Below are 25,779 nucleotides of genomic sequence, written 5' to 3' on the forward strand. Positions count from 1 at the left end.
CTGTCCCGCACCACCCCCGGGTTGATAGGAAGATCGCTCACCGATCCGGGAGGTGCGGATGGGGTACGGCCCCTGGTCACTGCTGACCGACGCCGGGCTGATCGGCGCCCTGCTGCTGGTCGGGACGCTGGTCCGCCGGTGGGTGGTGCCCGCGCAGCGGCTGCTGCTGCCGGCGAGCGTCATCGCGGGGTTCCTCGGGCTGCTGCTCGGCCCGGAGGTGCTGGGGCTGCTGCCCTTCTCCGGCCAGCTGGGCACCTACGCCTCGGTGCTGATCGCGGTGATCTTCGCGTGCCTGCCGTTCAGCGACGACACCGGCGCGCGCGGGTTCGGCCGCTCCACCGCCGCGTTCTCGTCGTACTCGATGGCGATGTACGCGCTGCAGGTCGGGCTCGGCATGGTGCTCGCCTACGTCCTGTTCGTCCCGGTCTTCGGCACGCCCGAGGGCTTCGGGCTGCTGCTGTTCGGCGGCTGGGCGGGCGGTTTCGGCTCGGCGGCGGCGATCGGCAGCGTGTTCGAGCAGGCCGGGTGGCAGGAGGCGAGCTCGCTGGCGTTCACGTCGGCGACCGTGGGGCTGCTGGTCGGGGTCGTCGGCGGGATCATCTGGGCCAACTGGGGCGCGCGGCGCGGCCACGCCTCGGGCGTCGGGCGGTTCGCCGACCTGCCCGAGTCGCTGCGCTCCGGGCTCGTGCGCGACCCGGAGCGGCGCGGGTCGATCGGCTCGGCCACCACGTCGGCGTCCTCGATCGAACCGCTGGGACTGCAGATCTGCCTGATCGCGGCCGTCGCCGCGGCCGCCTACGGGATCGCGGAGCTGTCCACGGCGGTGTACCCGCAGTTCTCGCCGCCGGTGTTCGCGCTCGCGTTCATCGTGGGGTTGCTGGTGAAGCTCGTCCTGCGGCGCACGCCGGCCTGGTCCTACACGGACGCGCGCACGATGAAGAGCCTGTCGGGTGTCGCCACGGACGTGCTGATCGTGTGCGGGATCGCCTCGATCGTCCCGCGGTTCGTCGCGGACTACTGGCTGCCGCTGGCCGTGCTGTCGGTGATCGGGCTGGCGTTCTGCCTGGTCATGTTCCGCTGGGTCGCGCCGGCGCTGATGCACGGCGCGTGGTTCGAGAAGGCGATCTTCACCTGGGGCTGGGCCACCGGCGCCGTCGCGACGTCGATCGCCCTGCTGCGGATGGTCGACCCGGACCTGGAGAGCGGCACCCTCGAGGAGTTCGGCATCGCCTACCTCCCGGTGGCGCCGCTGGAGACCGCGAGCGTGGCGCTGACCCCGCTGATCGTGATCCTCGGCGCCGGCTGGGCGATCGCCTCGGGCTGGACGGCGCTGGGGCTCGTGGCCCTGGCGCTGCCGTTCCTCATGGGTTGGGCGCGTCCGCGCCGCACGACCGCACGGGCAGGAGAGGAGAGGGCCGCATGAGCGGGAACACGGACGCCGACGTCGCCGTCGTCGGGCTCGGCGCGATGGGGTCGATGACCGCATGGCAGCTCGCTGCGTCCGGAGCGAGCGTTCTGGGATTCGAGCAGTACGGCATCGCCCACGACCGCGGGGCCGCGGGCGGGGAGTCCCGGCTGTTCCGCATGGCCTACCACGAGGGCCCGGAGTACGTGCCCCTGCTCCGGCGCGCCCGCGAGCTGTGGCTGGAGCTGACGCGGGACTCGGGCAGGCCGCTGTTCACCCCGACCGGTTGCCTCTCGATCGGGCTGCCCGGTCTCGCGCCGATGGAGAACGTGCGGCGCTCGGTGGCCGAGCACGGGCTCGAGCACGAGGTCCTCGGCGCCGACGAGCTCGCCGCGCGCTACCCGCAGCACCGCCTCGTGGACGGCGAGATCGGGATCGTGGACGCGGCGGGCGGGATGCTGCGCCCCGAGCTGAGCGTGCTGAGCGCCGTGGAGCAGGCCCGCGCCCGCGGCGCCCGGCTGCACGAGCGCACCCCGGTGCGCGCGATCGAGCCCCGTGACGACGGGGCCACGGTGGTCACCGACGAGGGGCGGTACCGGGTGCGGCGCGTCGTCGTCGCCGCCGGGCCGTGGGCGAGCAGGCTGGTGCCGGACCTGGCGATCACGGTGAAGCCGATCGTGCTCACCTGGTTCGTCCCCGACACCGTGCAGGACTACCTCCCGGACCGGTTCCCGGCGTTCATCCGCGACACCGACGGCGTGCACCTGTTCGGCTGTCCGGTGCTCGACGGGGTGTCGGTGAAGTGCGGGTTCGCCGACGTGTGGGACCCGCTCGACGGACCGGAGTCGTTGACCCGCGACCTGCCGGAGCCCGCGCTGCGGCCCCTCACCGAGGCGGTCCGGCGCTTCCTGCCCGGGTTGCACCCCGACCCGATCCGCCACGGCGTCTACATGGACGGGTACACCGCTGACCGCACCGCGCTGGTCGGTGCCCTCCCCGACGCACCGTCGGTGGTGGTGCTGGCCGGGTTCTCCGGCCACGGGTTCAAGCTGGCGCCGGTCTTCGGCCGGGTCGCGGCCGACCTGGCCCTCGACGGCGGCACGCCCATGGACGTCGCGCGCATGGACCCGACCCGCTTCGCCCCGGCCCCCTGACCCGCGGCTCCCCGACCCCGCTCAGGCGGCGGCGCGCACGGCGTCGCGGAAGGCGGTGCCGATCGCCGAGGGCGCGGTGGCGCTGAGGATCACCGACAGCGGTGTGACCGCGAGGGGGTCGGTCAGCGGGCGGTGGACGACCCCGTCGATCCGCAGCCGGGTCGTCGATTCCGGGACGATCGCGACAGCCAGCCCGCACGCCACGATCCCGGAGATGGACTGGTCGTTGCCCGCCTCCTGCGTGATCCGCGGTGAGAACCCGGCGCGGACGCAGGCGCTGATGATCGTGTCGTGGGCGACGGGGGCGAGGTCGCGCGGGAAGCAGACCACGTCGTCGCCCGCCAGGTCCCCGAGGTCGACGGTGGTGCGGTCGGCGAGCCGGTGCCGGGCCGGGAGCAGGCAGTGCAGCGGCTCGTCGGTCAGCCGGACGGCGTCGAGGTCGGCGCCGCCGTCGAACACCCGGCAGATCCCCACGTCGATCGCACCGTCGCGCAGCGCGCCCGCCTGGGCGCGCTGGCCCATCTCCCGCACGACGGGCACCGTCTGCGGGTGGGCGGCGAGGAACGGCGGCAGGACCCGCGGGAGCAGGCCGGACACCGCGGAGGCGATGCACCCGATGCGCAGGTAGGTGCGTTCGGGACCGCCGCGCCCGACCGTCGCCTGCAGGACCTTGGCCCGTGCCAGGAGCTCGCGGGCCTCCGGCACGAGGCTGGAGCCGGCGGGGGTCAGGCGCAGGCGGCGGTGGCTGCGGTCGAACAGGGCGGCGCCCAGCCCGCGTTCCATCTTGGTGATCGCCTGGCTCAGCGCGGGCTGGGCCATCTGCAGGTCGCGCGCGGCCTCGGTGATGCTCAGCCGCTCGGCGACGGACAGGAAGTACTGCAGTTGACGCAGCTCGACCACCGGTGCCTCCTCGCCGTCGGGACCCGAACCTATCGCCGCGCCTGCGACGTGAACTCACCCACGTTTCCTAAGTCAGGCAATTGATTTACATTGGTGCGGACGCCCCCGTCCCGCCTGGAGGTCCTGTGAGTCCGTCCGCGACGCCGGACCGGCCGCGGGCGGGGGTGCTCGTCGCCGTGCTCGCCTTCGCCGGCATCACGGTCTCGCTCGTGCAGACCCTGGTCATCCCGCTGATCCCACAGCTGCCGCAGCTGCTGTCGGCCACGCCGTCCGACACCGCGTGGGCGGTCACGGCGTCACTGCTCGCCGCGGCCGTGGCCACCCCGGTCGTCGGACGGCTCGCCGACATGATCGGCAAGCGCCGCATGCTCCTGGTCAGCCTCGGGCTGCTGGTGGTCGGCTCGTGCATCGGCGCGCTGTCGGACTCCCTGGTGCCGCTGGTGGTCGGGCGCGCCGTGCAGGGGGCCGCGGCGGCCGTCGTCCCGTTGGGGATCAGCGTGATGCGCGACGCCCTGCCTGCCGAGCGCCTCGGTTCGGCGACGGCGGTGATGAGCGCGTCACTGGGTGTCGGGGGCGCTCTCGGCCTGCCCGCCGCCTCGCTGGTCGCCCAGCACGCCGACTGGCACGCGCTGTTCTGGTGCATGGCGGCACTGGGCGTGGTGGCGGCCGTCCTCGTCCTGGTCGTGGTGCCGGAGCCTGCGGTGCGCGCCGGAGGGCGTTTCGACCTCGTCGGGGCGATCGGGTTGTCGGTGGGTCTCGTCTGCCTGCTGCTGGCGATCTCCCGCGGTGGCGACTGGGGCTGGGCGAGCGCACCGACGCTCGGGCTGTTCGCCGCGGCCGCGCTCGCGCTGCTGCTGTGGGGTGCCTGGGAGCTGCGCACCGCGGCCCCGCTGGTCGACCTGCGGATCAGCGCCCGGCGCCAGGTGCTGCTGACCAACACCGCCTCGGCCGTGTTCGGGTTCTCGATGTTCGCGATGTCGCTCGTGCTGCCCCAGCTGCTGCAGAGCCCGGCGGCCACCGGCTACGGGCTGGGGCTGTCGGTCCTGGGCGCCGGCCTGGTCATGGGGCCGAGCGGGCTGGTCATGATGGCCATGGCGCCGGTCTCGGCGCGCCTGTCGTGGGCGCGGGGGCCGAAGGTGACGCTGATCGCAGGCGCGGTGGTCGTCGCGCTCGGCTACGGGGCCGGGACCGTGCTCATGTCGGAGATCTGGGAGATCGTGCTGGTCTCCGCGATGATCAGCGCCGGGATCGGGCTGGCGTACGGGGCGATGCCGGCGTTGGTGATGGCGGCCGTGCCCGTCTCCCACACGGCGGCGGCGAACAGCTTGAACAACCTCATGCGCGCCATCGGCACCTCGATGGCCAGCGCCGTGGCCGGGGTGGTCCTCGCGCAGCTGACCGTCGACGTCGGCGGGCTCGCGGTGCCCTCCGAAGAGGGGTTCCGGCTGGTCATGGTGCTCGGTGCCGCGGCGGCGCTCGGGGCCGGAGCCGTCGCGTCGTTCCTGCCCGGGCGTCCGGGCGCCCCGGCGGCGACCGGACGACGGCGGGCGCCGGACCGCGCGGGCACCGGCTGACCCCCGCCGCGCCTCGGGGACCATCCTGGGACGGCACCGATCACCGTGACCAGGAGGACGAGGACCGGGATGAACACCCTGACCGTGGGGCTGCAGGAGCGCACCGCCGCCCTGGAGGAGCTCTACCGCGACCTGCACGAGCACCCGGAGCTGTCGTTCCAGGAGGAGCGCACGGCAGGCGTCGTGGCCGCCCGGATCGCCGCGGCGGGGTGCGAGGTCACCACCGGTGTGGGCCGGACGGGGGTCGTCGGCGTGCTGCGCAACGGCACGGGCCCCACGGTGCTGCTGCGCGCCGACATGGACGCGCTGCCGGTGCGGGAGATCGAGAAGGTGCCCTACCGCAGCCGGGTCACGGCCACCGACCCCGACGGCGCGACCGTGCCGGTGATGCACGCCTGCGGGCACGACACGCACGTCACCGCGCTCGTCGGGGCGGTCGAGCAGCTCGCGGCGCAGCGCGACGCCTGGTCCGGCACGGTGCTCGCGGTCTTCCAGCCCGCCGAGGAGATCGGCGCGGGGGCGCGCGCGATGCTCGACGACGGGTTCCTGGAGCGCTTCCCGCCGTTCGACGTGGCGTTGGGCCAGCACATCAGCTCGGCGCCGAGCGGGCACCTCTACGTGCGGCCCGGGGTGTTCATGGCGGCCGCCGACAGCCTCCGGGTCACCGTGTTCGGCCGCGGCGGGCACGGCTCGTCGCCGCAGAACACCGTGGATCCGATCGTCATCGCCGCCGCGATCGTCCTGCGGCTGCAGACGATCGTGGCCCGTGAGGTCGCCCCCACCGACGTCGCCGTGGTGAGCGTCGGGGCGATCCACGCCGGCAACAAGGAGAACGTCATCCCGGCCACGGCCGAGCTGAAGCTCAACATCCGCACGTTCGACGCGGGGGTGCGCGAGCGGGTGCTGGGCGCGGTGCGGCGGATCGTCGCGGCGGAGGCCGCCGCGGCTGGCGCCCCGCGGGAGCCGGAGATCGCGCCGATCAACGACTTCCCGCTGCTGGTCAACGACCCCGGTGCCGCGGACCGGGTCCGCGCGGCGTTTGCCGAGGAGTTCGGCGCCGCGCAGGTGCACGAGGCGGCGCGCAAGCCGGGCAGCGAGGACTTCGGCTGCTTCGCCGACGCGGCAGGCGTGCCGTCGGTGTTCTGGAACTTCGGCGGCTTCGACCCGGCCCTCTACCCGGACGGGCCCGCGCAGGCGTACCTCGCCGTCGCGGCCGGGCACGCCCCCGGCAACCACTCGCCCGAGTTCGTGCCCACCGGAACCGGCCCGACGCTGCACCGGGCCACCGCGGCGCTGCTGACGGCCGCGGCGGCCTGGCTGGCGCCCCGCGCCTGAGGAGCGGCTCTGCCGGCCTTACCGCACGGCGGCGAGCAGTTGCTGCGCGTCCCGGCCGCCGGGTGCCTCCGTGCCCGCGGCCATCTCCGCCACGGTGTCCAGGAGCAGCGCGTTGACCGGTGTGGGCACCTCGTGCGCGCGGCCGAGCGCGACGATCTCGCCGTTGAGGAACTCCGCCTCCACCGACCCGGCGCCGCGGCGCAGGCTCTGCCACGTCGAGCCGCCCTGGCGCGCGGCACCGTCCACCGGGCGCTCCGTGATGAGCGCGTCGCGGCGGGCGCGCTCCTCCTCGCGGGACTGCACGTCGATCCCCGCGGCCGCGAGGCACTTCTCGCCCTCGTCGCGGGCGGCGCCGGCGAGGTCGCGCAGGCCCGGGTCGTCGGGTCCGCACGCCGCCTCGGCGGCGTTGGCGAGGTTGAGCAGCAGCTTGCGGTACTTCGCGCGCATGATCGCGGGGTCCGGGCGTGAGCTGAAGCCGGCGGCGGTGAGGTCGGCGGCGATGCCTTCGGTGATCGTGTCGACCCCGTCCGGGTAGCGGCCGAGGTCGAGGATGCCCGGCACCGGCGTCGAGTAGGCGACGACGCGGCCGGGCCTGAGGTGTTCGGCGGGCAGCACCACGCACATCGCCTGCACCGACGAGAACCGCTCCGCGGCGAACCGCTCGTTGGCCACACCGTTCTGGGCGCACACGACCGGCACGTCGGGCGCGAGCGCCCGCAGCGCGTCGAGCAGCGGCACGGTGTCCTGGGTCTTCGTGCAGAGCAGGGCGACGTCGCCGTCCTGCCACTCGATCTCGTCCACACCGGCGGCCGCGGGCAGCCGCAGCGTGCGCGAGCGTCCCGGCTCGTCGAGGGTGAGGCCGGACTCCCGCAGGGCGGCCAGGTGCGCTCCCCGCGCCACGAGCACCACGTCCCGTCCCGCCTCGGCCAGCCGGCCTCCGATGGTGCCGCCGATGGCGCCTGCTCCGATCACCACGTACCTCATCGGCCCAGCTTCTCAGGGCACTCCAACCGGCGATCGCCCCGGACCAGTGCCTCGACCTGTTTGACCTCGTCGACGAGCGGGGCATAGTGTGACGAACATATGCGCAAGCAATGAGCATATGCTCAAGGAAGAGTGAGAGCGTGCCCCTGCCGAACGTCGACAAACAGCGCCTGCTGGTCCGCGCCGCGGTCATGTACTACGCGGAGGGCAAGACCCAGCTGGAGATCGCGCGCCACCTCGGGGTCAGCCGGGCCACCGCCGGGCGCCTCGTCGCTCAGGCGCGCGCGGCCGGCATCGTGCGGATCGAGATCGTCTCGGGGATCACCCGCCAGGTGGAGACCGAGCTGGCGCTCGAGTCCGCCTACGGCCTCGAGGAGGTCGTCGTCGTCGATCCGGCGGACACCGACGGCGCCGGCAACGTCGACCTCGGGCAGGGGTGCGCGGACATCCTCGCCCGCCGGCTCGAGCCCGGCAACGTCATCGGGCTGGGCTGGAGCTCCAACCCCAACGAGTGGATCGCGCGCACCGCGGAGGTGCTGCGGACGTTGCGCCGCAGCGCGGAGGAGGTCCTCGACGTCACCGTCGTGCAGCTCGCCGGCGCGGCACCGAGCGACCCGACGCGGGTGAACCCGATGCGCACCGTCTCCGCCGTGGCCGACGCGCTGGGCGCCCACGAGATCCTCGTCGCCGCCCCGCTCTACGTCGACAACGCCGCCACCGTCGCCAGCTTGCGCGCCGACCGGGGCATCAGCACCGCGTTCGAGACCGCGGCCCGCGCCGACATCTGCATGTTCGGGGTCGGGCACGTGACCCCCACGACCCCGCTCTTCGCCAACGGCTACCTCGACGAGGCGAGCCTGCGCCGGCTGCAGGAGCAGGGCGCCGTCGGCGACGCCGTCGGCCGGTTCTTCGACGCCTCCGGCCGTCCGATCGGGGGCGAGCTCGCCGATCGGACGCTCTCGGTCGACCTCGACGAGATCCGCACGCGCCCGCTGCGGGTGGCCGCCGCCGCGGGTCCCGAACGCGTCCAGGCGTTGCGAGCCGCGCTGTCGGGTGGCCTCGCGAACGCCGTCGTCACCGACACCCCGACCGCGCAGGCGCTCCTCGACGCCGCGCCGGGACGCCGGCCCGAACCCCCCTCCCCGCACCCCGGAAGGACCACACCGTGAACCGACCTGCGATCAGGGGCGCTCGCCGGATCCTCATGCTCCTCGCCGGATTCCTGGCCGTCGCCCTCGCCTCCGCCTGTTCCTTCAACGGGCCGGTGACCGACGCGACGGACGGCCCGGCGTCCGGGACGACGCCGGCAGGCGGTGCAGAGCAGACGCCGTACCTGCAGGGCCCGCTGACCGTCGGCATCGCCGCGCGGGAGATCGTCAACGACTACAACCGTGACATCGTCACCGGCGCCGAGGAGGCCTTCCGGGCCGCAGGCGCGACCGTGACCACCACGAACGCCGGCGGTGACGCCACCCGGCACATCAACAACATCCAGACGCTGGTGAACTCCGGGGTGAACGTCCTGCTCATCGAGCTCGGCGACCCCGCGCAGCTCGGCCCGGTGGTGGCGCAGGCGCGCAGCAAGGGCGTCGTCGTCGTCACCGCGGGCGTCGGTTCCACCGTGCCCGGTGCCGTCACCGACGTCGGCGGCGACGAGTCGTTGATGGCGGAGATGATGAGCCGCTCGCTGCTGGACGCGATGGACTACCGCGGTGACCTCTACGCGTTCTGGGTGCCGGGCGCACCGCTGCTCGAGACCCGGCTGCGGGTGCTGCAGGCCATGGTCGAGGACTACCCGGGCGTGACCCTGCACCTGCAGCCGTCGGACTTCAGCCCCGCGCGGGTGCAGTCGCAGATGCAGGCGATCCTCACCTCGAACCCCGACCCGGGGTCGATCGCCGGGGTGTGGGGCGCCTTCGACCAGATGACCTCGGGCGCGGTGCAGGCGATCCAGCAGGCGAACCGGCCGGAGATCGCGGTCGCCTCGATCGACGGCGACCGGGCCACCTTCCCGATGCTCTACGCCCCCAACAGCCCGTTCGTGGCCACCGTCGTGCAGAACGCCCAGCTCATCGGGCAGCTCGCGGCCCAGGCCGCGCTCGACGCCCGGGACGGCAAGGAGGTGGCGCCCAACATCTTCACGACCGCGTGGGTGGCCACCCGCCACAACGGGATCGCCGCCGCCGAGCGGCGCTACGGCCCGGGCATCTGGGAGCAGACGAAGCTCGACAAGGCCGAGATCACCGGCCAGTGGCCCCAGACCCAGGACGTGGTGGTCATGCAGCCCGTCTCCCCGCGCGGCTGAGGGGGAGGACATGACCGAGCTCCTCGACCCCGTCCCGGCCGGCACCGGTGACGCCCCGATCTCGGCCGCCGTGCGCGGCGCCGTCGTCCGGTTCGGGACGACGACGGTCCTGCACGGCGTCGACCTCGAACTGCGCGCCGGTGAGGTGCACGCCCTCGTCGGGCAGAACGGCGCAGGCAAGTCCACGCTCGTCAAGGCGCTGATGGGCGTCAACCCGCTGGCCGAAGGGCACATCGAGGTCGGCGGCCGTCGCGTCGACGTCGCCGGCCCCGAGGACGCCCGCGGCCTCGGCCTCGAGATCGTCTACCAGGACCAGCCGCTCGCCCCCCGGCTGACGGTTGCGGAGAACATGTTCCTCGGCCGCGAGCGCGTCCGCAGCGGTGTCCTGCTCGACCGCGCCGGGATGCACCGGCGGGCGCGGGAGGTGCTGGAACGGGTCGGTGCGGACTGCGCGCCCGACGACGTCGTCGGCGACCTCACGCCCACACAGCGCGTGCAGGTGTCGATCGCCGCCGCGCTGGCCGCGCAACCGCGGGTCCTCGTCCTCGACGAACCCACCGCGGCGCTGGGCGCCGCCGAGTCCGCCTCGGTGTTCGACCTCATCCGCGCCGCCCGCGCGGACGGCGTCGCCGTCCTCTACATCTCCCACCGGCTGCACGAGATCACCGCGCTCGCCGACCGCGTCACGGTCCTGCGCGACGGCACCCGCACGAGCGTCGCGCCCGCGGCGGGCCTGTCGACCCAGGACATCATCGCGGCGATGGTCGGGCGCGACCTCGAGGCGCTGTTCCCCGACGTGCCCCACACCCCGGGGGACGCTCTGCTCGAGGTGCGGCACCTGCGCTCCGGCGAGCTGGTGCGCGACATGGACCTGTCGGTGCGGGCAGGCGAGATCGTCGGGCTCGCCGGGCTCGTGGGGTCCGGTGCCAGCGAGACGCTGCTGGCCCTGTTCGGGGACCGGCGCGCCACCGGCGACGTGCGGCTCGCCGGTGCCGCGTCGGCCCCGTCCAGCCCGCTCGCGGCCGTCCGTCGCGGCATCGCGCTCGTGCCCGAGGAGCGGCGGACCGAGGCCCTGTTCCCGGGGCTGTCGGTCCGCAGCAACCTCACCGCGTCGAGCCTGTCCGCCCACGCCCGCGGCGGCGTGCTCTCGCGGCGCCGGGAGCGGCGCACCGCGGAGGACCTCGTCGAGCGCCTCGGCATCGTCCCGCGGTCGGCGGCCCCGGACGTCGCGACCCTGTCCGGGGGCAACCAGCAGAAGGTCGTGGTCGGGCGCTGGCTCGCGCGCGGCGGGCGGCTGTACCTGGTCGACGAGCCCACCGCGGGCGTCGACGTCGCGGCCAAGGCCGAGATCTACCGCCACCTGGGCGAGCTCGCCGCCGGCGGTGCCGCGGTACTCGTGGTGTCCTCGGACTTCGAGGAGCTCATCGGCCTGTGCGACCGGATCCTGGTCGTGCGCGACGGCGTCGTCGCCGAGGAGCTGGGCCGCGGCGAGGTGGACGAGGAGGGGCTGACCGCGCGCGCTGCCGGCGCGGAGGAGAGCGAGGTGCCGGCCGCGGTGGCGAGCGCCCCGGCGCCGGCCCCGCACCGGCCGGCCTGGCTGCGGCAGGCCGGTGTCGGCGTCGCGATGCTCGCGGTCGTCGCGGCGCTCGTCGCCGGGTCGCCCGGCTTCCTGCTCTCGTCGGGCTTCTGGGACGTGCTGCGGCAGGCGGGCACGCCGATGCTGCTGGCCGCGGCGCTCGCCGTGGCCCTCGGCGCCGGTGCGTTCGACCTCTCCGTCGGCGCGGTCGCCCTGCTCACCGCGACCGCCTCGGCCACCCTCGTGGTCGCGGGCGTCCCCACGCCGCTGGTGCTCGCCGCGGGGGTCGTCGCGGGGGCGGTGATCGGCGCGGTCAACGGGGGAGTGGCGGTGCTGCTGCGGGTGCCGTCCTTCGTCGCGACGCTGGGGATGCTCTTCCTCCTGGTGGGCATCACGCTCGGCGTGAACGGCGGCCTGGCGGTCACCGCCCAGACGCCCTCGTTCCTGCTGCTGGGCCAGGGGTTCGTCGGGCCGGTGCCCGCGATCGCGATCACGGCAGTCGTCGTCATCGCCGTCGTGGCGCTCGTCTGGCGGCTCACCCCGACGGGCCTGCGGCTGCGCGCCGTCGGCGACGACGAGCGCACGACGCGGCTGCGCGGGGTGCGCACCGGGTGGGCCACCGTCCACGCGCTGGTGCTCTCCGGCGCCCTCAGCGGCCTCGCCGGCGTGCTGCTGGCCTCCTACGCCAGCGGCGCGACCGCCCGCGACGCCTCGCTGGAGCTGCTGGTCTCCGCGCTGGCGGCCGCGTTCCTGGGCTCGGCGCTCACCCGCACGTTCCTCTTCGACCCGGCCACCGCGGCCGTCGGTTCCCTCTTCGTCACGGCGACCGGCGCCGGGCTCATCGCCAACGGGCTCTCCGACGAGTGGCTCGGCGGGGTGCAGGGCGTGGTCCTGCTGCTGGCAGTGCTCGTCGCGGTCGCCCGGCGCCGCGCCCTCGGACAGGTGGTGATCTTCTGATGAGTGCCATGACGCTGTCCCGGCCGCCCCGCCTGGACTCGCTGCGGTCGTACTCGACGGTCCTCGGGATGATCGTGGTGGTGGTGGCCGTCGCGGTCGCCCGGCCGCTGTTCGTCGACCCGCGCAACCTCGCGGCGGTCGCGGTGGACGCCACCGTCCTGGTCGTCCTCGCGGTCGGCCTGAGCGTGCTCATGTCGATGAAGGGCCTCGACCTGTCGATCGCGGCCACCGCCGACCTCGCCGGTTACCTGGCCGCCCGCGCCCTGCTCGAGGGGCACGGCACCCCGGCGGCGGTGCTGATCGCCATCGGCGTCGGGGTCGCGGTCGGCGTCGTCAACGGCGTCCTCGCCGGGTACCTCGGGGTTCCCGCCATCGTCGCGACGCTCGGGCTCAACCTGGTGCTCACCGCCGTCGCGCTCGTCGTGTCCGACAACGGCACGCCGCAGCAGCTCTTCACGGCGCCCATCGACCTCGTGAAGCCGGTGCTGGTGTTCGGCAGCGACTCGTGGGGGCCGTTCCGCCTGCTGCTGCTCGCCGGCGCCGTCGTGGTCGTCGTGGCCTGGTTCGCGACCACCCGCACCACGTGGGGCCGCCGCATCGAGCTCGTGGACGCCGGCGCACGCGCCGCGGAGCTGGCCGGGACCCCGGTGCGGGCGACGTTCGCGTCCGGGTTCGTGCTCTGCGGTCTGCTGGCCGGGGTCGGCGGGCTCATGCTCACCGCGCGCACGGGGCTCGCCGTGCCCGGCTCGGCGCAGCCGTTCCTGCTCGACGCGTTCACCGCCGTCTACCTCGGTGCCACGGCCTCTCCCCGTGGGCGCATCAGCGTGCTGTGGACCGTGCTGGGCGCGGTGTTCGTCACCCTGCTCGCCAACGGGCTGGTGCTGCTGGGCCTCGGCGCGCCGTGGCGATACGGCCTCAACGGCGCGCTCATCCTGCTCGCGCTCGCGCTCGGCGTCCTGCGCCGCCGCGGGACCCGCTGACCCTCCGCGCAGATCACCACCGGAAGGACCTGACATGCCGCTCACCCTCGATGCCCACAACCACGTCGGCGTGCGCCACGGCGCCAGCCAGACCGGTGCCGAGCTGCTGGACCGCATCGACACGGCCGGTGTCGATCTGGCCTGCGCGTTCCCCTTCGTGGAGGGCGTGTTCAGCAACGACGACGTCGACGCCGCGCGGGCAGCGGACCCGGACCGGATCGTCCCGTTCCTCGCGGTCAACCCGTGGCAGCGCGACGAGGCCGTCGCCGAGATCCACCGCCGCGCCGACAAGGGCTACCGCGGCCTGAAGCTGCACCCCACCATCCACGGCTACCACCTCTCGGACCTGGGGCTGGTCGGGCCGGTGCTCGACGCCGTCCGCGAGCGCGGCCTGGTCGTCATCTGCCACGGCGCGTCCGACCTCTACAACGCGCCGCCGGAGTTCGCGCGCGTCTGCCGGGCCTACCCCGAGGTGCCGTTCCTGATGGCGCACAGCGGTACTTTCTGGTCCCACGACCAGGCGGTCGAGATCGCCGGCGAGACCCCCAACCTGTACCTGGAGACCGCGCGCGTGCCCGTGTTCGAGGTGGCCACGTCGGTCAAGGAGATCGGGCCGGAGAAGGTGATCTGGGGCACCGACTCGCCGTTCGTCGACTACACCTTCGAGTTCGAGAAGATGGCCAGGGCCGCGGGTTCGGAGGACGCCCGGCAGATGGTCTGCGGCGGCAACCTCGCCCGCCTGCTCGGGCTCGACTGACCTCGGACGCAGAGGAGGAGAACATGGCGCACACCACGAGCCCGGACGTCGTCAGGCCGACCTACGACCGGTCCCGGATCACCACCGGCATCGTCCACTTCGGCCTCGGCAACTTCCACCGGGCCCACCAGGCGATGTTCGTCGACCGGTTGATGAGCCGCGGCGAGGCACTGGAGTGGGGCATCTGCGGGGTCGGGGTGCTGCCCGGCGACGCGCGCATGCGCGACGTGCTCGCCGCCCAGGACTACGTGTACACGCTGGTGCTCAAGCACGGGGACGGCAGCACCGAGCCGCGGGAGATCGGCTCCGTCCACGACTACCTGTTCGCCCCGGACGACCCGGAGGCGGTCGTGGCGGTGCTGGCGGCGCCGACGACGCGCATCGTGTCGCTGACCGTCACCGAGGGCGGCTACTTCATCGACCGCACCACCGGCGAGTTCGACGCGAGCGACCCGGCCATCCAGCGCGACCTGGGCACCCCGCACGAGCCCGCGACGGTGTTCGGCCTGATCACCGAGGGCCTGGCCCGGCGCCGCGCCGCCGGCACGCCCCCGTTCACGGTGATGAGCTGCGACAACCTGCCCGGCAACGGCGAGGTGACCCGCCGGGTGGTCACCGCCTACGCGGAGCTGGTCGACCCGGAACTGGCCGCGTGGATCGCCGCCGAGGTCGCCTTCCCCAACTCGATGGTCGACCGGATCACCCCCGTCACCACCGACGAGGACCGCAGGCTGGTGCGCGACGGGTACGGCATCGCCGACGACTGGCCGGTGGTGGCGGAGCCGTTCGTGCAGTGGGTGCTGGAGGACCGCTTCCCGGCGGGCCGCCCGGCCTTCGAGGAGGTCGGCGTCCAGGTCGTCGACGACGTCGTGCCCTACGAGCTGATGAAACTGCGGCTGCTCAACGCGAGCCACCAGGGCCTGGCCTACCCGGGGCTGCTGACCGGGCACACCTTCGCGCACGAGGCGGCCACCGACCCGCTCATCGTCGCGTTCCTCTCCGGGTACATGGCGGAGGCCCGCCCGACGCTGCCCGCCGTGCCCGGCATCGACCTGGACGCCTACGTCGCGGAGCTGTTCGAGCGGTTCGCCAACCCGGCGGTCGCCGACACGCTCGCGAGGCTCGCCACGGACGCGTCCGACCGGATCCCGAAGTTCGTGCTCCCGGCCGTCCGCGACAACCTGGCCGCGGGCCGCCCGGTCGACTTCGGCGCCGCGCTCGTCGCCACGTGGGCGCGGTACTCCGAGGGCGCCGACGAGGCCGGGCGGCCGCTGCCGATCAACGATGCCCTGCACGAACGGCTGGCCCCGCTCGCCGCCCGCGAGCGCACCGAGCCGCTGGCCTTCCTCGGCGCCGCCGACGTGTTCGGCGACCTGGCCGAGCAGCCCGCGTTCACCCAGCCGTACCTGCGTGCCCTGCACGTCCTGCAGGAGGAGGGGACGGCCGCGCTGCTCACCCGCCTGTCCGCCTGACGGCGGTAGCGTCGAGGATGGGTTCGGGGTCGAAGCGCTCGCCGAACCAGTTCGGGTGCGATCGCACGCCAGGCCAGACCAAGGGCGGCCGGCCGGTACCGCCAGCCGGGAACGGCGCGTCCACCGCAGGACTCCGCCACGAGCGAGACATCAGCGGGGTTCGATCACGAGCGCAACCCCGCTCACGTCTCGCTCGTCGCGCACAGGCCGAAACGGGTCCGCGACCGGGCCGCGGACGGCCTCGACACAGACACCGTGATCCGCAGTCCGAAGTCACCTGGTGTCGGGAGTCGCCGCTGTCGGGTCGGTCCGCGCCGTCGTGGCGAGGCTGACGCCGACGAGGGCCAGGAGTGCCAACGGCAGGGAGACCAGCACGCTGTTCCAGCCGAGCGGCTTGTCCAGGACGAACTCCCAGCCGACGGTCGCGATGATCCCGGTGACGATCGAGGCGATGGCGCCCGCGGAGGTCGCGCGCTTCCACAGGAACACGGCGAGCAGCGACGGCGTCACGACCGCGCCGTACATCGTGTAGGAGAAGACCTGGATCTCCAGCACGCTCGGGAAGAACTCGCCGATGGCATAGGCGAGCAGGCCCAGCCCGACGATGGCGACGCGGGTGAGCAACAGCTCGCGCGGTGCGCTGTGCTCGCGGCGGGTGAGCGAGCGGTGGATGTCGTGCACCAGGTTGCCCGCCGCCGAGAGCAGGTAGGAGTTGCCGGTGGTGATGATGAACGCGGTGCCGGCCATCAGCAGCAACGCCCCGAAGGCCACGGGGAGGGTGTCGGTGGCCAGGCGCAGGATGGCCGTGTCCGGCGCGATGCCGGGAAGCAGCACCGCGGCGCCGGAGGCGAGCACGATGACGGCGCCGTAGAAGACCACGTCGCCCGCGAGGAAGCCGAGGGTCGACTTCTTCGCGATCTCCGGGGTCTGCGCGGCGCTGAATCGCTGGTACATGTTCTGGTCGCCGAGGATCAGCAGCAGCGTGGGCAGCACGAAACCGATCATCTGGATCGGGCTGAGCCCGCCGCTCCAGGTCATGTGGTCGGCGGGCAGGCTCGCGGCGAGGCCGCCGAACCCGCCGACGCCCACGAGCACGAAGACGAAACCACCGACGAGCGCCACCGTGATCAGCAACGCGCTGATCGCGTCGGTGTAGGCCACGGAGATCAGACCGCCGCTGAACGCGAGGAACACGATCACGGCGAGCCCGGCGAGCTTCGCGACCTCCTCCGAGAAACCGGTCGTCAGGTGCAGGATGTAGCCGAGCCCGCGCACCTGCTCGGCCATGATCCCGGTGTAGGCCAGCAGGATCGCGAACGCGGTGACCAGGCGCACCGACGGCCCGTAGCGGCTCTCCATGATCTCGGGCACCGTGTACTTGCCCCACTGGCGCACGCGCCGGGCCAGGAACAGGTACATGACGAGGATGCCGACCGGCGCCCCGAGGCTGTAGAAGATGCTGGCCAGCGGGCCGTAGGTGTAGGAGAAGCTGGCCCTGCCGATGATCGTGCCCGCGCCGGTCCAGGTGGCCAGGAGCGTGCCGGTGAGCACCAGGCGTCCCAGCCGTTGCCCGGCGAGCATGAAGTCGTGGTTGTTCTTGACCTTGCGTGCCGCCCAGACCCCCACGGCGATCATCACGACGACGTAGGTGCAGATCGCACCCAGGATCACGGTGTTGTTGTCCACGCCCGTAGCCGCCCGTTCGCGTCAGTCGCCGCGGTGCGCGACGATGTGGCCCGCCTGGACGACCGTGCGCACGTTCGCGGGGTCGGCGAGCATCTCGATGTCCTCCAGGGGGTCGCCGGCGAGGACGACGAGATCGGCGTGGGCGCCGGGTGCGAGGGTGCCGATCTCACCGGCCATGCCCACGAGCCGGGCGGCCGTCGTGGTGGCCGATCGGATGATGTCGATGGGTTGCTGGACCTCCGCCCGGATGCGGAACTCCTCGTTCTCCCGGTGCTGCATCCCGCCGAGGAGGTCGGTGCCGTAGGCGATCCGCACCCCGGCCCGCGCCGCGCGCTCCAGCGCGCCGAGCCCGCCGTCCAGGACCTCGTCGATCTTCTCCCAGCTCGCCCGGGGCAGCCCGTGCTCCCGGCCCTCGCCCTTCAGTGCGACATAGGTGACGAGAGTCGGGACGAGGAATGCGTCCTTCTCCACGAGGAGCTCGAGGGTGCGCTCGTCGAGCAGGTTGCCGTGCTCCACGCAGCGCACTCCCGCCTCGAGGGCGCGGTTGATCGCCCGCGCCGGGTAGGCGTGGACGGTGACGTAGCGCTCCGCGGCCTCGGCCTCCTCGACCACGGCGCGCAGCTCCTCCATCGAGTACTGGGTGGAGCTGATCCGGTCGCCGAGCGACGAGACCCCGCCGGAGGCGTGCACCTTGAGGTGGTGGGCGCCCCGGCGCAGCTCCTCACGGGCGGCGCGGCGCACCTCGTCGACGCCGTCGGCGACGCGCCCGGTTCCGGCGCAGCACGGGTGGTTGTCGATGACGTTGACCTCGACCGGCCGTTTGTCGCCGTGCCCGCCGGTCTGGCTCAGCGACTTGCCGCCGTAGATCAGCCGCGGGCCGCGGACCAGACCCTGTGCCTGCGCCCGCGCGAGGCCGTAGTCCGCTCCACCCGTGTCGCGGACCGTGGTGAACCCGCGGTCCAGCATCGCGCCCATGTTCCGGATCGCGCCGGCCGTGACGTAGCTGGGCGGCAGTCCGGCGACCGCGGTGAGGTTGCCGCTGACGGCGATCACGTGCACGTGGCAGTCGATCAGCCCGGGCAGCACGTGGGCGCCGCGGACGTCCAGCACGCGGGCATCCGGCGGAACGTCGAGCCGGTCGCCGACCTGGGCGACGTGCCCGTCGAGGCAGAGCAGGTCGGCCGGCCGGTGCTCGCCGGCCTCGACGTCGAGCACGTGGGCGTTGCGGACGAGCAGCGGCGCGGTCAACGGCGTCCCTCCGAGCGACGATGTGGTCACCCAGTAGAAGGGGGCGACTTGTATCTGTCAACAACGAGCTGTTTGTGCGCTGGATCGTTCACAAGCGCGGCTCGTGCTAGAAACGCACAGGTGACGGAGACGCTCGAGGGCGGCGACCTCGACCTGGTTGCGGCCCTGCAGATCGCGCCGCGCGCGGGCGTGCGCATCCTGGCCGACGTCCTCGACGTCTCGACGGGGACCATCAGCCGCCGGATGGCCCGGTTGCGCGAGCAGCACGGGATGCGCGTGGTCGGCCAGGTGCCGTGGTGGGTGGCGGGCGACGCGACCCCGCACCACGTCTGGATCTCGACGGAGCCGGGGCGTACCGACGCGGTGGCCGCCGCCGTCGCCGAGCTCGACGAGGCGCAGTTCGTCGCGACGACGACCGGCCGGGCGGACGTCTACTGCATCCTCCACCCCGCCCGGCGCACCGCCGCGGCCGCGCTGCTGACCGCCACGCTCCCGTCGATCCCCGGCGTCGTCCATACCCACTCCGAGCTCGGCCTGCACCGGTACCAGTCCGGCTCGAACTGGCGGCTGGACCGGCTGGGCGGCGACCGGGAGCGGGAGCTCGCCGCGCACCGCCACGGCGCACCGCCGACCGGTCCCGGACGGCTCACCGAGGACGAGGCCGGGATCGCCCGCGTGCTCCAGCGCGACGGCAGGGCCAGCGCCGCCGAGATCGCCCGGGAGGTCGCGATGAGCGCGTCCACGGCGTACCGGCTGACCCAGTCGCTGCTGGAGCGCGGGCTCGTCCAGCCGCGGGTCGAGATCGAGCCGGCGCTGCTCGGTCACCCGCTGGAGGCCGTCATCTCCCTGTCCACCTCGGCCGGATCCATGCAGGAGATCGCCACCGCGCTGAGCGCGCACCCCTCCGCGCGCTATGTGACCACGGTCGCCGGAACGTCGTCGGTCATCCACCACGGTCTGTTCCGCCACGAGGACGACCTGGCCGACTTCCTCGCCCGCGACCTCGGCCGCCACCCCGGCGTCACGCGGTTCGAGATCTCGATCGTGCTCCGTGTCCTGATGCGGTACTGGACGCCGCGCGGGTGACGCTCCCGTCCGCGGGCGCGCCCATCGAGCGGTGCAGCTGCAGCGCCAGCTGCATGTCGAGGACGCCGTGCGGGGCGCGCCATCCCGCGTCGCCCAGCACGTGGTCGATCCGCTCCAGGCGCTGGTAGACGGTGTTCACGTGCACGCCGAGTTCCTCGGCGGTCGCCTGCGCGTTCTGGCTGTGCGCGAAGTAGCGGTCCGCGGTCTCGACGAGCTGCGCCTCGTGGTCGCGGTCGTACCGCAGGAGCGGTCCGAGCGCGCGTTCGCGCAGGCGGTGCACGTGCTCGGGGGTGGCGTCCTCGAGCACGCGGCCGAGCACGCCCAGCTCGGCGATGTCGGCGCCCTCCCCGGCGCGGCCCAGCGCGACGAGCAGGCGCTGGCACCGGCCGGCCGCCCGGTGCTGGTGCCGGGTCTCGGCGGGGGAACCGGCGGGACCGGCGCCGCCCGCGGTCACCGTGCGTCCGGTCGCGGCGGACAGCTGCGTGGCGGCCGTCCGGGCGGCCGTGCCGGGGGCGGAGCCGGGCAGCAGGAGGACGGGGTGGCCCGCGTGCTCGCCTGTGATACCCCCCGCGCGGGCGGCGTGCGCGGTCGCCGCGGCGAGGAGCGCCCGCCTCGGCAGGCCGGGAGCGGCGAGCACGACGACGGTGTGCGGCCGGTCCAGCACGTGCACGCCGAGGCGGTCGGCCCGGCGCCGGAGCGTCGCCGGGTCGGGTGGCCGCTCGGCCAGCAGGTCCTCAACCAGCTCGGCCCGCAGCTCGTGGCCGATCATCGAGGTCCGGCGCTCCATGAGCATCAGGAGCGCGGCGGTCTGCGCGGCCCGCTCGAGGGTGCGGGCGTCGGTGTCCGGGTCCGGCCCGGTGCCGGCCCTCGCGAACAGGAGCTGGCCGAAGATCTCCGCACCGGCCCGCACCTCGGCCGCCCGCACCTGCTCGGGGTGCGCCGTCGGCAGGTCCTCCGGGCGGAGGCCGGTGCCCACGCGCGCACCGGCGAGGACGGCGCCCGTGCTCCCGACGAGCGCCACGGTGCCGCCCAGGATCCGGGCCAGCGTCCGGGTGAACTCGGGCAGGCCGACGCGGGTGAGCGCCATCGGCATGAGCTGCTCGTGCGCGGTGCTCGCGCGCTCGAGCGCCGCGCGTTGGGCGCGCAGGCGGGCGTTCGCCTCGCGGAGCTGCGCCGAGGACGCCTGCACCTGCTCGAACAGCCGCGCGTTCTCGATCACGATCGCGGCGTGGCCCGCGAGCGAGGTCAGCATCGAGATCTCGGCCTGCTCGAAGGTGCGCTCGCGGCGGTTGGCCGCGAAGAGCGCGCCGACGACCGTCGTCCCGCGCTTGATCGGGACGCCCGCGATGCTGACGATGCCGTCCCGCGCGACGGCCTCCTCCACCCGCGGGTCCCGGCGCACCCGCGGGTCCGTCCGGTAGTTCGCCGTGGCCAGGGGCTGCCCGGTCCCGATCACGTGGCCGCCGACGCCGAAGCCCGCGCGCTGGCGGATGTGGCGGATACCCTCGGTGCGCGTCCCCGCGGTCACGCGCATGACGGCGTCGCCCGACTCGCCGTCGACCAGTGCGATGTAGCTCGAGTCGCAGGCGAGCAGCCGCCGCGAGCGGTCCACGAGCGCCGTGAGCACCGCGTCGCTGCTCTGCAGCGAGGTGAGGTCGCGCGCGGTGCCGTACAGCGCGTGCGCCTCCCGCTCCCGTCGGTCCCGGTGGTCGAGCAGGGCGCGGATGCGTCGGGCGTCGGCCAGGGCAGGCGCCAGTGCCGAGGCCGACGGGTCGTGCCGGGCGCAGGCGAGGAGGGCGTCCAGCTCGGCGGTGGGGGCTTCGTCGGCCAGGAGCTGCAGGACGCGCGACAGCAGGTGCGCGCTCGCGGCGGAGCGGGTCGGCGCCTCGGCGGTGAGGGACATCGTCGGCCTCCGGTGGCGTGGGGTGACCGGGGTCAGGTGATGGTGAAACCGCCGTCGACGGCCAGCGTCTGGCCGGTGACGTAGCCGCCCGCGTCGCTCGCCAGGAACACCACGGCGGCCGCGAGCTCCGCGGGATCGCCCACGCGTCCGATCGGCACCCGCTGCAGCTGCCGGTCCAGGTAGCCCGGCTTGTACTGGTCGGTCATCTCGGAGGCGAAGAAGCCGGGAGCGAGCGCGTTCACCCGGATGCCGCGCCGTCCGCTCCACTGCTGGGCGAGGTCGCGGGTGAGCCCGATCAGCCCGGCCTTGCTCGCCGAGTAGGCCGCCTGCGGCAGCCCCGCCGTCGTGAGGCCGAGGACGCTGGAGATGTTGACGATGCTGCTGCCCGGGCCCATGACCCGGCCGCAGGCCTGCGCCATCCAGTAGCACCCGTTGAGGTTGAGCTCGACGACCTGCGCGAACTGGGCGACCGTCTCGCGGGTGGCGGGGACGGCCGTGCCGATGCCCGCGTTGTTCACCAGCACGTCGACCCGGCCGAACGCGGCCATCGCGGCGTCGACGAGCGCTTGGCACTCCGGCTGCCTGCTCACGTCGGTGGGGACGACGAGCGCCCGCCGCCCGGCGTCCTCCACGAGCTTGCGGGTGCCCTCGAGGCGGTCCGCGCGCCGCGCGGCCAGCACGACGTCGGCGCCGGCCTCCGCGAGGCCCTGCGCGAAGGCGACGCCGAGGCCCGACGACGCCCCCGTCACGATGGCGACCCGTCCGTCGAGCGAGAAGCGCTCCAGCAGTCCCGGCACCGGCCCTCCTTGGCGAATGACGATTAGCCGAGACTAGGGACGAGGATGCCGGGTGGTCAACCACCGTGGGGAGTCCGGGGACTCGGCGTTAGCCGTCCCGGGTGGTGAGCTGCTGGAGGGGGATGTGCTCGAGCACCCTGCGCAGCTGCAGGGCCAGCCGGACGTCGAGCGCGCCCTCCGGCTCGCGCCAGCGGCGGTGCCCCAGTACCCGGTCGATGCGGTCCAGGCGCTGGTAGACGGTGTTCGGATGCACCTGCAGGGCGCGGGCCGCGGCGCGCGGGTTCTGCCCGGCCGTGAAATAGGCGTCGAGCGTCTCGAGCAGGAGCGTGTTGTGCTGCTCGTCGTAGCGCCGCAGCGGCGTGACGCTCTCGGCGAGCAGGGCCCGCACCTGGGGCGGCGAGCTGCCGTCGAGCACCAGCCCGAGCACGCCGAGGTCGGGCAGGGTCGCGCTCTGCCCCTCCCGGCCGAGCGCGAGCAGCAGCTGCAGGCAGCGCTCGGCCTCGCGGTGGCAGGCCCGGATCTCCGGCGCGGACGGCGCGGGCCCGGCGACGCCCGCCGTCACGGCGCCGCCGATGGCACGGCCGAGCTCTCGGACCATCGCGTGGGCCGCGTCGGGACCGGCGCGGGGGAGGAGCACGACCACGCGCCCGGCGTGCTCGGTGGCCGGCCCGCCGGAGCGGGCGGCGTGCGCCGCGGCCCGGCCGAGCAGGTGGCGGCGGGGAACCTCCGGGGCCGTCAGCACGACGACCGTGTGCGGGACCCGGAAGTCCAGCGCCCCCGAGCGGCGCGCGCGCCGCGTGAACGCGGTCCAGTCCGGCTCCCGCTCGGCGAGCAGGTCGTCGATGAGCTCGCCGCGCACGTTCTGCTCGGCCGCCGACACCTGCCGCTCCATCAACAGGAGCAGAGCGGCGGTCTGCGCGGCGCGCTCGAACGTCCGCACGTCGGCGTCGGGCAGCGGTCCGGGGGTGACGAGCACGAGGTGGCCGAACGCGTCGTCGCCCGCCTGCACCGGCACCGTCCACGTCCCGTCCGCCGCGGGATCGGGCGCGGCGCCGACGGCGTCCGGGCGCGGTGCGGGCAGCGGGTCGGGCGGCACCGCCGGGCCCGCCGCCGCGAGGACCTCGCCGTCGACGTCGGCCGCGATCACGGTGCCGTCCAGCATCGCCGCGACGCGCTCGACGAGCTCGGTGAGGTCGGCCCCGCGCAGGGCCATCGGCATCAGCTGCTCGTGCGCCGCGCCCGCGCGCTCCAGCGCACGGCCCTGCCGGGACAGTTCGGCGTTGGCGTCGCGCAGCCGCTGCGCGGAGGTGTCGGCGGCCTCGAACAGGCGCGCGTTCTCGATCACGATCGCCGCGTGGTCGGCGAGGGAGGACAGCAGCTCGATCTCCGACGGGTCGAAGGAGCGCTCGTAGCGGTTGGCGACGAACAACGCTCCGATGACGTCCTCGCCGACGCGCAGCGGCACCCCGGCCATGCTGACGATCCCGTCCTCGACGACGGCGTCGGTGACCGCGGCGTCGCGCTGCAGGCGCGGGTCGCGCAGGTAGTCCGAGGTCGCGAACGGCTCCCCGGTCGCGATGATGCGGCCACCGACACCGCTGCCGAGCGGCTGGCGCACCGACTCGATCGCCCGCGTGACCGTGCCGAGCGTGATCCTCATGTAGACGTCGCCGCGTTCGGTGTCGCGCAGCGCGAGGTAGGTGGCGTCGGTGCCCAGCAGCTGGCGGGCGCGGTGCACGATCGCGTCGAGGACGGCGTCGATGTCGCGCAGCGACGCGAGGTCGCGCGCCGTCTCGATCAGCGCGTGGGTCTCCTTCTCGCGCCGCTTGCGGTGGGCGAGCAGCCCCCGGATGCGGGCGGCCCGGCCGATCGCCACGAGGAGCTCGTCGCGGCCCGGGCCGGGCGCGCCCGCTTCCACCTGGGCCGCGAGCCGGTCGAACGCCTCACCGGGCGCCTCGGTGGCCAGCAGCCGCAGCAGCCGGGCGATCGTCTCGTCGGCCGTTCCGCCCGCACCGCGCGTCATCGCGACACCTCCCGCCGCCGTGCACGCTAACCCGTGTCGCGACCGCCGTGCGCGGCTCGGAGGGGCCGGGTCAGACCGCGGCGCCCGCGCCGAACTTCGCGGCCACCCGTTCCTGGCTGACCTTCGGCGTCCAGCGGTCCTCCTCGTCGGCCCACACGTCGCGCAGCTTCGGGATCACGGACGTCCCCACGAGCCGGTTGTTCTCCGCCGCGACCTCCTCGGGCAGGTTCCCGACGTGCATGCACGTGATCAGCTGCCCGATCCGCAGCTCGGTGGCCAGCGCCCGGACGCGCTGCTCCACCCGCTCCGGCGTGCCGGCGATGATGTAGCCCAGCTCGTCGTACTCCCAGAACGACAGCTCGCCGCGCTGGGCCTTCTGGCGCTCCTCCGCGGACTGGGTCTTCGCCCGCGTGAGGTTGGCCTTGATCGAGGGCAGCGAGTTGTAGCCGGGCGGGGTGGCGAACTCCAGGGCGGTGGGGTTCTGCCGGTAGAAGTACTTCACCGCGTCGGCGTACTGCCGCTCCGCCTCGGCCTCGGTGTCGGCGCAGCAGATGATCTGGGTGAACGCCATGCGGTTCGGGTTCATGCTGGCGCCCTGGCTCTCGGTGTAGTCCCAGAACCCGCCGACGATCGGCGCCGCGCTCTGCTTGCCCGAGAACGACAGGTAGCCGTAGCAGTAATCCAGGGCGTTCACGACGTCCCAGGTCTCCGGGCTGCCGCTGCCCGGGATCCAGATGGGGATCTCGTCCTGCACCGGCCGCGGCCACGGGTTGACGTAGCGCAGCTTCGTGTACTTGCCGTTGAACGCGAACGGCTCGTCGGCCGTCCAGGCCTTGAGGATCAGCTCGCGGGCCTCGTGGAACCGCTCGCGCAGCTCGATCGGCGGCACCCCGTAGGAGAACGCGGTGTCCATCGGCGTGCCGAACACGATGCCCGCGATCAGCCGGCCCCCGGAGAGGGCGTCGATCATCGCCATCTCCTCGGCCACCCGGATCGGCGGGTTGTACAGCGCCAGGGAGTTGCCGCACAGCGCGATCGCGGCGTTCTCGGTGGTGGCGGCGAGGATCGAGGCGATCAGGTTCGGCGAGGGCGTCATCGCCAGCGAGGTCTGGTGGTGCTCGTTGAGCAGCAGCGAGTCCCAGCCGAGGCCGTCCGCCTGCTGCATCAGGCGCAGGTACATGTGGTAGTCCTCGCCGACCTGGCGCGGGTCGGCGACCGACGCCGGTGGCGTCACCCACGAGCTGTGCACGGTGTCGCCGAAGTCGTGCGGCAGCTTCGTGTAGTACTGCTGGGCGAACCAGTGGAACTTCACGGTTGTCCTCTCAAGCGACGGTGCCGACGAGGTGGGTCGACCGGGTGTCGGCGAAGTTGGCGACGTCCGCACCGAGGGCCTTGCCCTCCGGGGAGCCGAGTGCGGCCTGCATGGCGGCGGCGTCGGCGAAGTACAGCTCCGCCATCAGGTGGTAGGGCGCGGGCGACCCGTCGGGGCCCGGGCCGAAGCGCGTCACCTCGACGCGCTCGATCCCCGGCACCTTCTCCGCGAGCGGGACGTGGGTGCCGAAGTAGTGCGCGTCGAACGTGTCGACGTCAGCGGGGACGTCGTAGAGGACGGTCAGCTTGATCATGGTCTTCCTCCC

The 25,779-nt window shown here is 73.8% G+C and carries 20 protein-coding genes; 11 read left to right on the top strand and 9 right to left on the bottom strand.

What is annotated here, in order from left to right:
* Positions 1-58: 58 nt before the first annotated feature.
* The gene (locus tag FB558_RS22035) at positions 59-1,423 is read left to right on the top strand and encodes a sodium/glutamate symporter (RefSeq protein WP_142056307.1); all 1,365 of its coding nucleotides are present in this window, start codon (positions 59-61) and stop codon (positions 1,421-1,423) included.
* A complete protein-coding gene (solA, locus tag FB558_RS22040) occupies positions 1,420-2,559 on the top strand; it encodes an N-methyl-L-tryptophan oxidase (protein ID WP_142056308.1) in 1,140 nt (379 codons plus the stop codon). Before FB558_RS22035 ends, solA begins: the two co-directional genes overlap by 4 nt.
* A 21-nt stretch (positions 2,560-2,580) precedes the next feature.
* Here the strand turns inward: solA and FB558_RS22045 are convergent, their stop codons facing one another.
* Positions 2,581-3,459, bottom strand: coding sequence for a LysR family transcriptional regulator (locus FB558_RS22045; RefSeq protein WP_142056309.1), 879 nt, complete (start codon positions 3,457-3,459; stop codon positions 2,581-2,583).
* 125 nt (positions 3,460-3,584) lie between these two features.
* On the opposite strand from FB558_RS22045, the gene FB558_RS22050 reads away from it, so the two are divergent.
* Both FB558_RS22050 and FB558_RS22055 read left to right on the top strand, forming a co-directional pair.
* Positions 3,585-5,033, top strand: a complete 1,449-nt coding sequence (locus FB558_RS22050) for an MFS transporter (RefSeq protein ID WP_142056310.1) — start codon at positions 3,585-3,587, stop codon at positions 5,031-5,033.
* Between the two features lie 69 nt (positions 5,034-5,102).
* Positions 5,103-6,368, top strand: a complete 1,266-nt coding sequence (locus FB558_RS22055) for an amidohydrolase (RefSeq protein ID WP_142056311.1) — start codon at positions 5,103-5,105, stop codon at positions 6,366-6,368.
* An 18-nt stretch (positions 6,369-6,386) separates the two neighbouring features.
* On the opposite strand, the gene FB558_RS22060 is transcribed toward FB558_RS22055, so the two are convergent.
* Positions 6,387-7,352, bottom strand: coding sequence for a ketopantoate reductase family protein (locus FB558_RS22060; RefSeq protein WP_142056312.1), 966 nt, complete (start codon positions 7,350-7,352; stop codon positions 6,387-6,389).
* A 140-nt stretch (positions 7,353-7,492) separates the two neighbouring features.
* Between FB558_RS22060 and FB558_RS22065 the strand changes: the two genes are divergently transcribed.
* From FB558_RS22065 to FB558_RS22090, 6 genes are read left to right on the top strand one after another with little or no spacing between them, the layout of a single operon-like run.
* Complete coding sequence (locus FB558_RS22065; RefSeq protein ID WP_170231460.1) at positions 7,493-8,521, top strand: sugar-binding transcriptional regulator; 1,029 nt, start codon at positions 7,493-7,495, stop codon at positions 8,519-8,521.
* Positions 8,518-9,657 carry a sugar ABC transporter substrate-binding protein gene (locus tag FB558_RS22070; RefSeq protein WP_142056314.1) on the top strand — a complete coding sequence of 380 codons (1,140 nt, stop codon included), beginning with the start codon at positions 8,518-8,520 and terminating at the stop codon, positions 9,655-9,657. The genes FB558_RS22065 and FB558_RS22070 overlap by 4 nt, the downstream gene beginning before the upstream one ends.
* Before the next feature lie 10 nt (positions 9,658-9,667).
* A complete protein-coding gene (locus FB558_RS22075) occupies positions 9,668-12,190 on the top strand; it encodes an ATP-binding cassette domain-containing protein (RefSeq protein ID WP_142056315.1) in 2,523 nt (840 codons plus the stop codon).
* Positions 12,190-13,170, top strand: coding sequence for an ABC transporter permease (locus FB558_RS22080; RefSeq protein ID WP_142056316.1), 981 nt, complete (start codon positions 12,190-12,192; stop codon positions 13,168-13,170). Before FB558_RS22075 ends, FB558_RS22080 begins: the two co-directional genes overlap by 1 nt.
* Before the next feature lie 34 nt (positions 13,171-13,204).
* Positions 13,205-13,927, top strand: a complete 723-nt coding sequence (locus tag FB558_RS22085) for an amidohydrolase family protein (RefSeq protein ID WP_142056317.1) — start codon at positions 13,205-13,207, stop codon at positions 13,925-13,927.
* A 23-nt stretch (positions 13,928-13,950) separates the two neighbouring features.
* Complete coding sequence (locus FB558_RS22090) at positions 13,951-15,399, top strand: mannitol dehydrogenase family protein (RefSeq protein WP_142056318.1); 1,449 nt, start codon at positions 13,951-13,953, stop codon at positions 15,397-15,399.
* Positions 15,400-15,672: 273 nt separating this feature from the next.
* Here the strand turns inward: FB558_RS22090 and FB558_RS22095 are convergent, their stop codons facing one another.
* Both FB558_RS22095 and FB558_RS22100 read right to left on the bottom strand, forming a co-directional pair.
* Positions 15,673-17,085: a sodium:solute symporter family protein gene (locus FB558_RS22095; protein ID WP_211366728.1), complete on the bottom strand. Its 1,413-nt coding sequence runs from the start codon at positions 17,083-17,085 to the stop codon at positions 15,673-15,675.
* Between the two features lie 21 nt (positions 17,086-17,106).
* On the bottom strand, positions 17,107-18,333 hold the full coding sequence (locus FB558_RS22100) for a metal-dependent hydrolase family protein (protein WP_142056319.1): 1,227 nt from the start codon (positions 18,331-18,333) through the stop codon (positions 17,107-17,109).
* Between the two features lie 120 nt (positions 18,334-18,453).
* Between FB558_RS22100 and FB558_RS22105 the strand changes: the two genes are divergently transcribed.
* A complete protein-coding gene (locus tag FB558_RS22105) occupies positions 18,454-19,419 on the top strand; it encodes an Lrp/AsnC family transcriptional regulator (RefSeq protein WP_142056320.1) in 966 nt (321 codons plus the stop codon).
* Here FB558_RS22105 and FB558_RS22110 read toward each other — a convergent pair.
* The 5 genes from FB558_RS22110 to FB558_RS22130 form a co-directional block, all read right to left on the bottom strand.
* Entirely contained in the window at positions 19,355-21,322 is a 1,968-nt protein-coding gene (locus FB558_RS22110; protein WP_142056321.1) for a helix-turn-helix domain-containing protein, read from the bottom strand. The two genes, FB558_RS22105 and FB558_RS22110, sit on opposite strands and share 65 nt — an antisense overlap.
* Positions 21,323-21,354: 32 nt before the next feature.
* Complete coding sequence (locus tag FB558_RS22115) at positions 21,355-22,119, bottom strand: SDR family NAD(P)-dependent oxidoreductase (RefSeq protein WP_142056322.1); 765 nt, start codon at positions 22,117-22,119, stop codon at positions 21,355-21,357.
* Between the two features lie 88 nt (positions 22,120-22,207).
* Positions 22,208-24,142: a helix-turn-helix domain-containing protein gene (locus FB558_RS22120; RefSeq protein WP_142056323.1), complete on the bottom strand. Its 1,935-nt coding sequence runs from the start codon at positions 24,140-24,142 to the stop codon at positions 22,208-22,210.
* A gap of 70 nt (positions 24,143-24,212) precedes the next feature.
* Positions 24,213-25,454, bottom strand: a complete 1,242-nt coding sequence (locus tag FB558_RS22125; protein ID WP_142056324.1) for an LLM class flavin-dependent oxidoreductase — start codon at positions 25,452-25,454, stop codon at positions 24,213-24,215.
* Between the two features lie 10 nt (positions 25,455-25,464).
* Positions 25,465-25,767: an EthD family reductase gene (locus FB558_RS22130; protein ID WP_142056325.1), complete on the bottom strand. Its 303-nt coding sequence runs from the start codon at positions 25,765-25,767 to the stop codon at positions 25,465-25,467.
* Positions 25,768-25,779: the final 12 nt, after the last annotated feature.

Origin of the sequence: Pseudonocardia kunmingensis (assembly GCF_006716445.1) — a bacterium.
In the GTDB taxonomy this organism is placed as follows: Bacteria; Actinomycetota; Actinomycetes; order Mycobacteriales; family Pseudonocardiaceae; genus Pseudonocardia; species Pseudonocardia kunmingensis.

What these genes read in the sequence shown, in the direction of transcription:
- FB558_RS22060 (WP_142056312.1), bottom strand. Translation starts at nt 7,352, where the DNA reads ATGAGGTACGTGGTGATCGGAGCAGGCGCCATCGGCGGCACCATCGGA.
- FB558_RS22130 (WP_142056325.1), bottom strand. Translation starts at nt 25,767, where the DNA reads ATGATCAAGCTGACCGTCCTCTACGACGTCCCCGCTGACGTCGACACG.
- FB558_RS22090 (WP_142056318.1), top strand. Translation starts at nt 13,951, where the DNA reads ATGGCGCACACCACGAGCCCGGACGTCGTCAGGCCGACCTACGACCGG.
- FB558_RS22075 (WP_142056315.1), top strand. Translation starts at nt 9,668, where the DNA reads ATGACCGAGCTCCTCGACCCCGTCCCGGCCGGCACCGGTGACGCCCCG.
- FB558_RS22120 (WP_142056323.1), bottom strand. Translation starts at nt 24,142, where the DNA reads ATGACGCGCGGTGCGGGCGGAACGGCCGACGAGACGATCGCCCGGCTG.
- FB558_RS22080 (WP_142056316.1), top strand. Translation starts at nt 12,190, where the DNA reads ATGAGTGCCATGACGCTGTCCCGGCCGCCCCGCCTGGACTCGCTGCGG.
- FB558_RS22110 (WP_142056321.1), bottom strand. Translation starts at nt 21,322, where the DNA reads ATGTCCCTCACCGCCGAGGCGCCGACCCGCTCCGCCGCGAGCGCGCAC.
- FB558_RS22035 (WP_142056307.1), top strand. Translation starts at nt 59, where the DNA reads ATGGGGTACGGCCCCTGGTCACTGCTGACCGACGCCGGGCTGATCGGC.
- solA (WP_142056308.1), top strand. Translation starts at nt 1,420, where the DNA reads ATGAGCGGGAACACGGACGCCGACGTCGCCGTCGTCGGGCTCGGCGCG.
- FB558_RS22055 (WP_142056311.1), top strand. Translation starts at nt 5,103, where the DNA reads ATGAACACCCTGACCGTGGGGCTGCAGGAGCGCACCGCCGCCCTGGAG.
- FB558_RS22085 (WP_142056317.1), top strand. Translation starts at nt 13,205, where the DNA reads ATGCCGCTCACCCTCGATGCCCACAACCACGTCGGCGTGCGCCACGGC.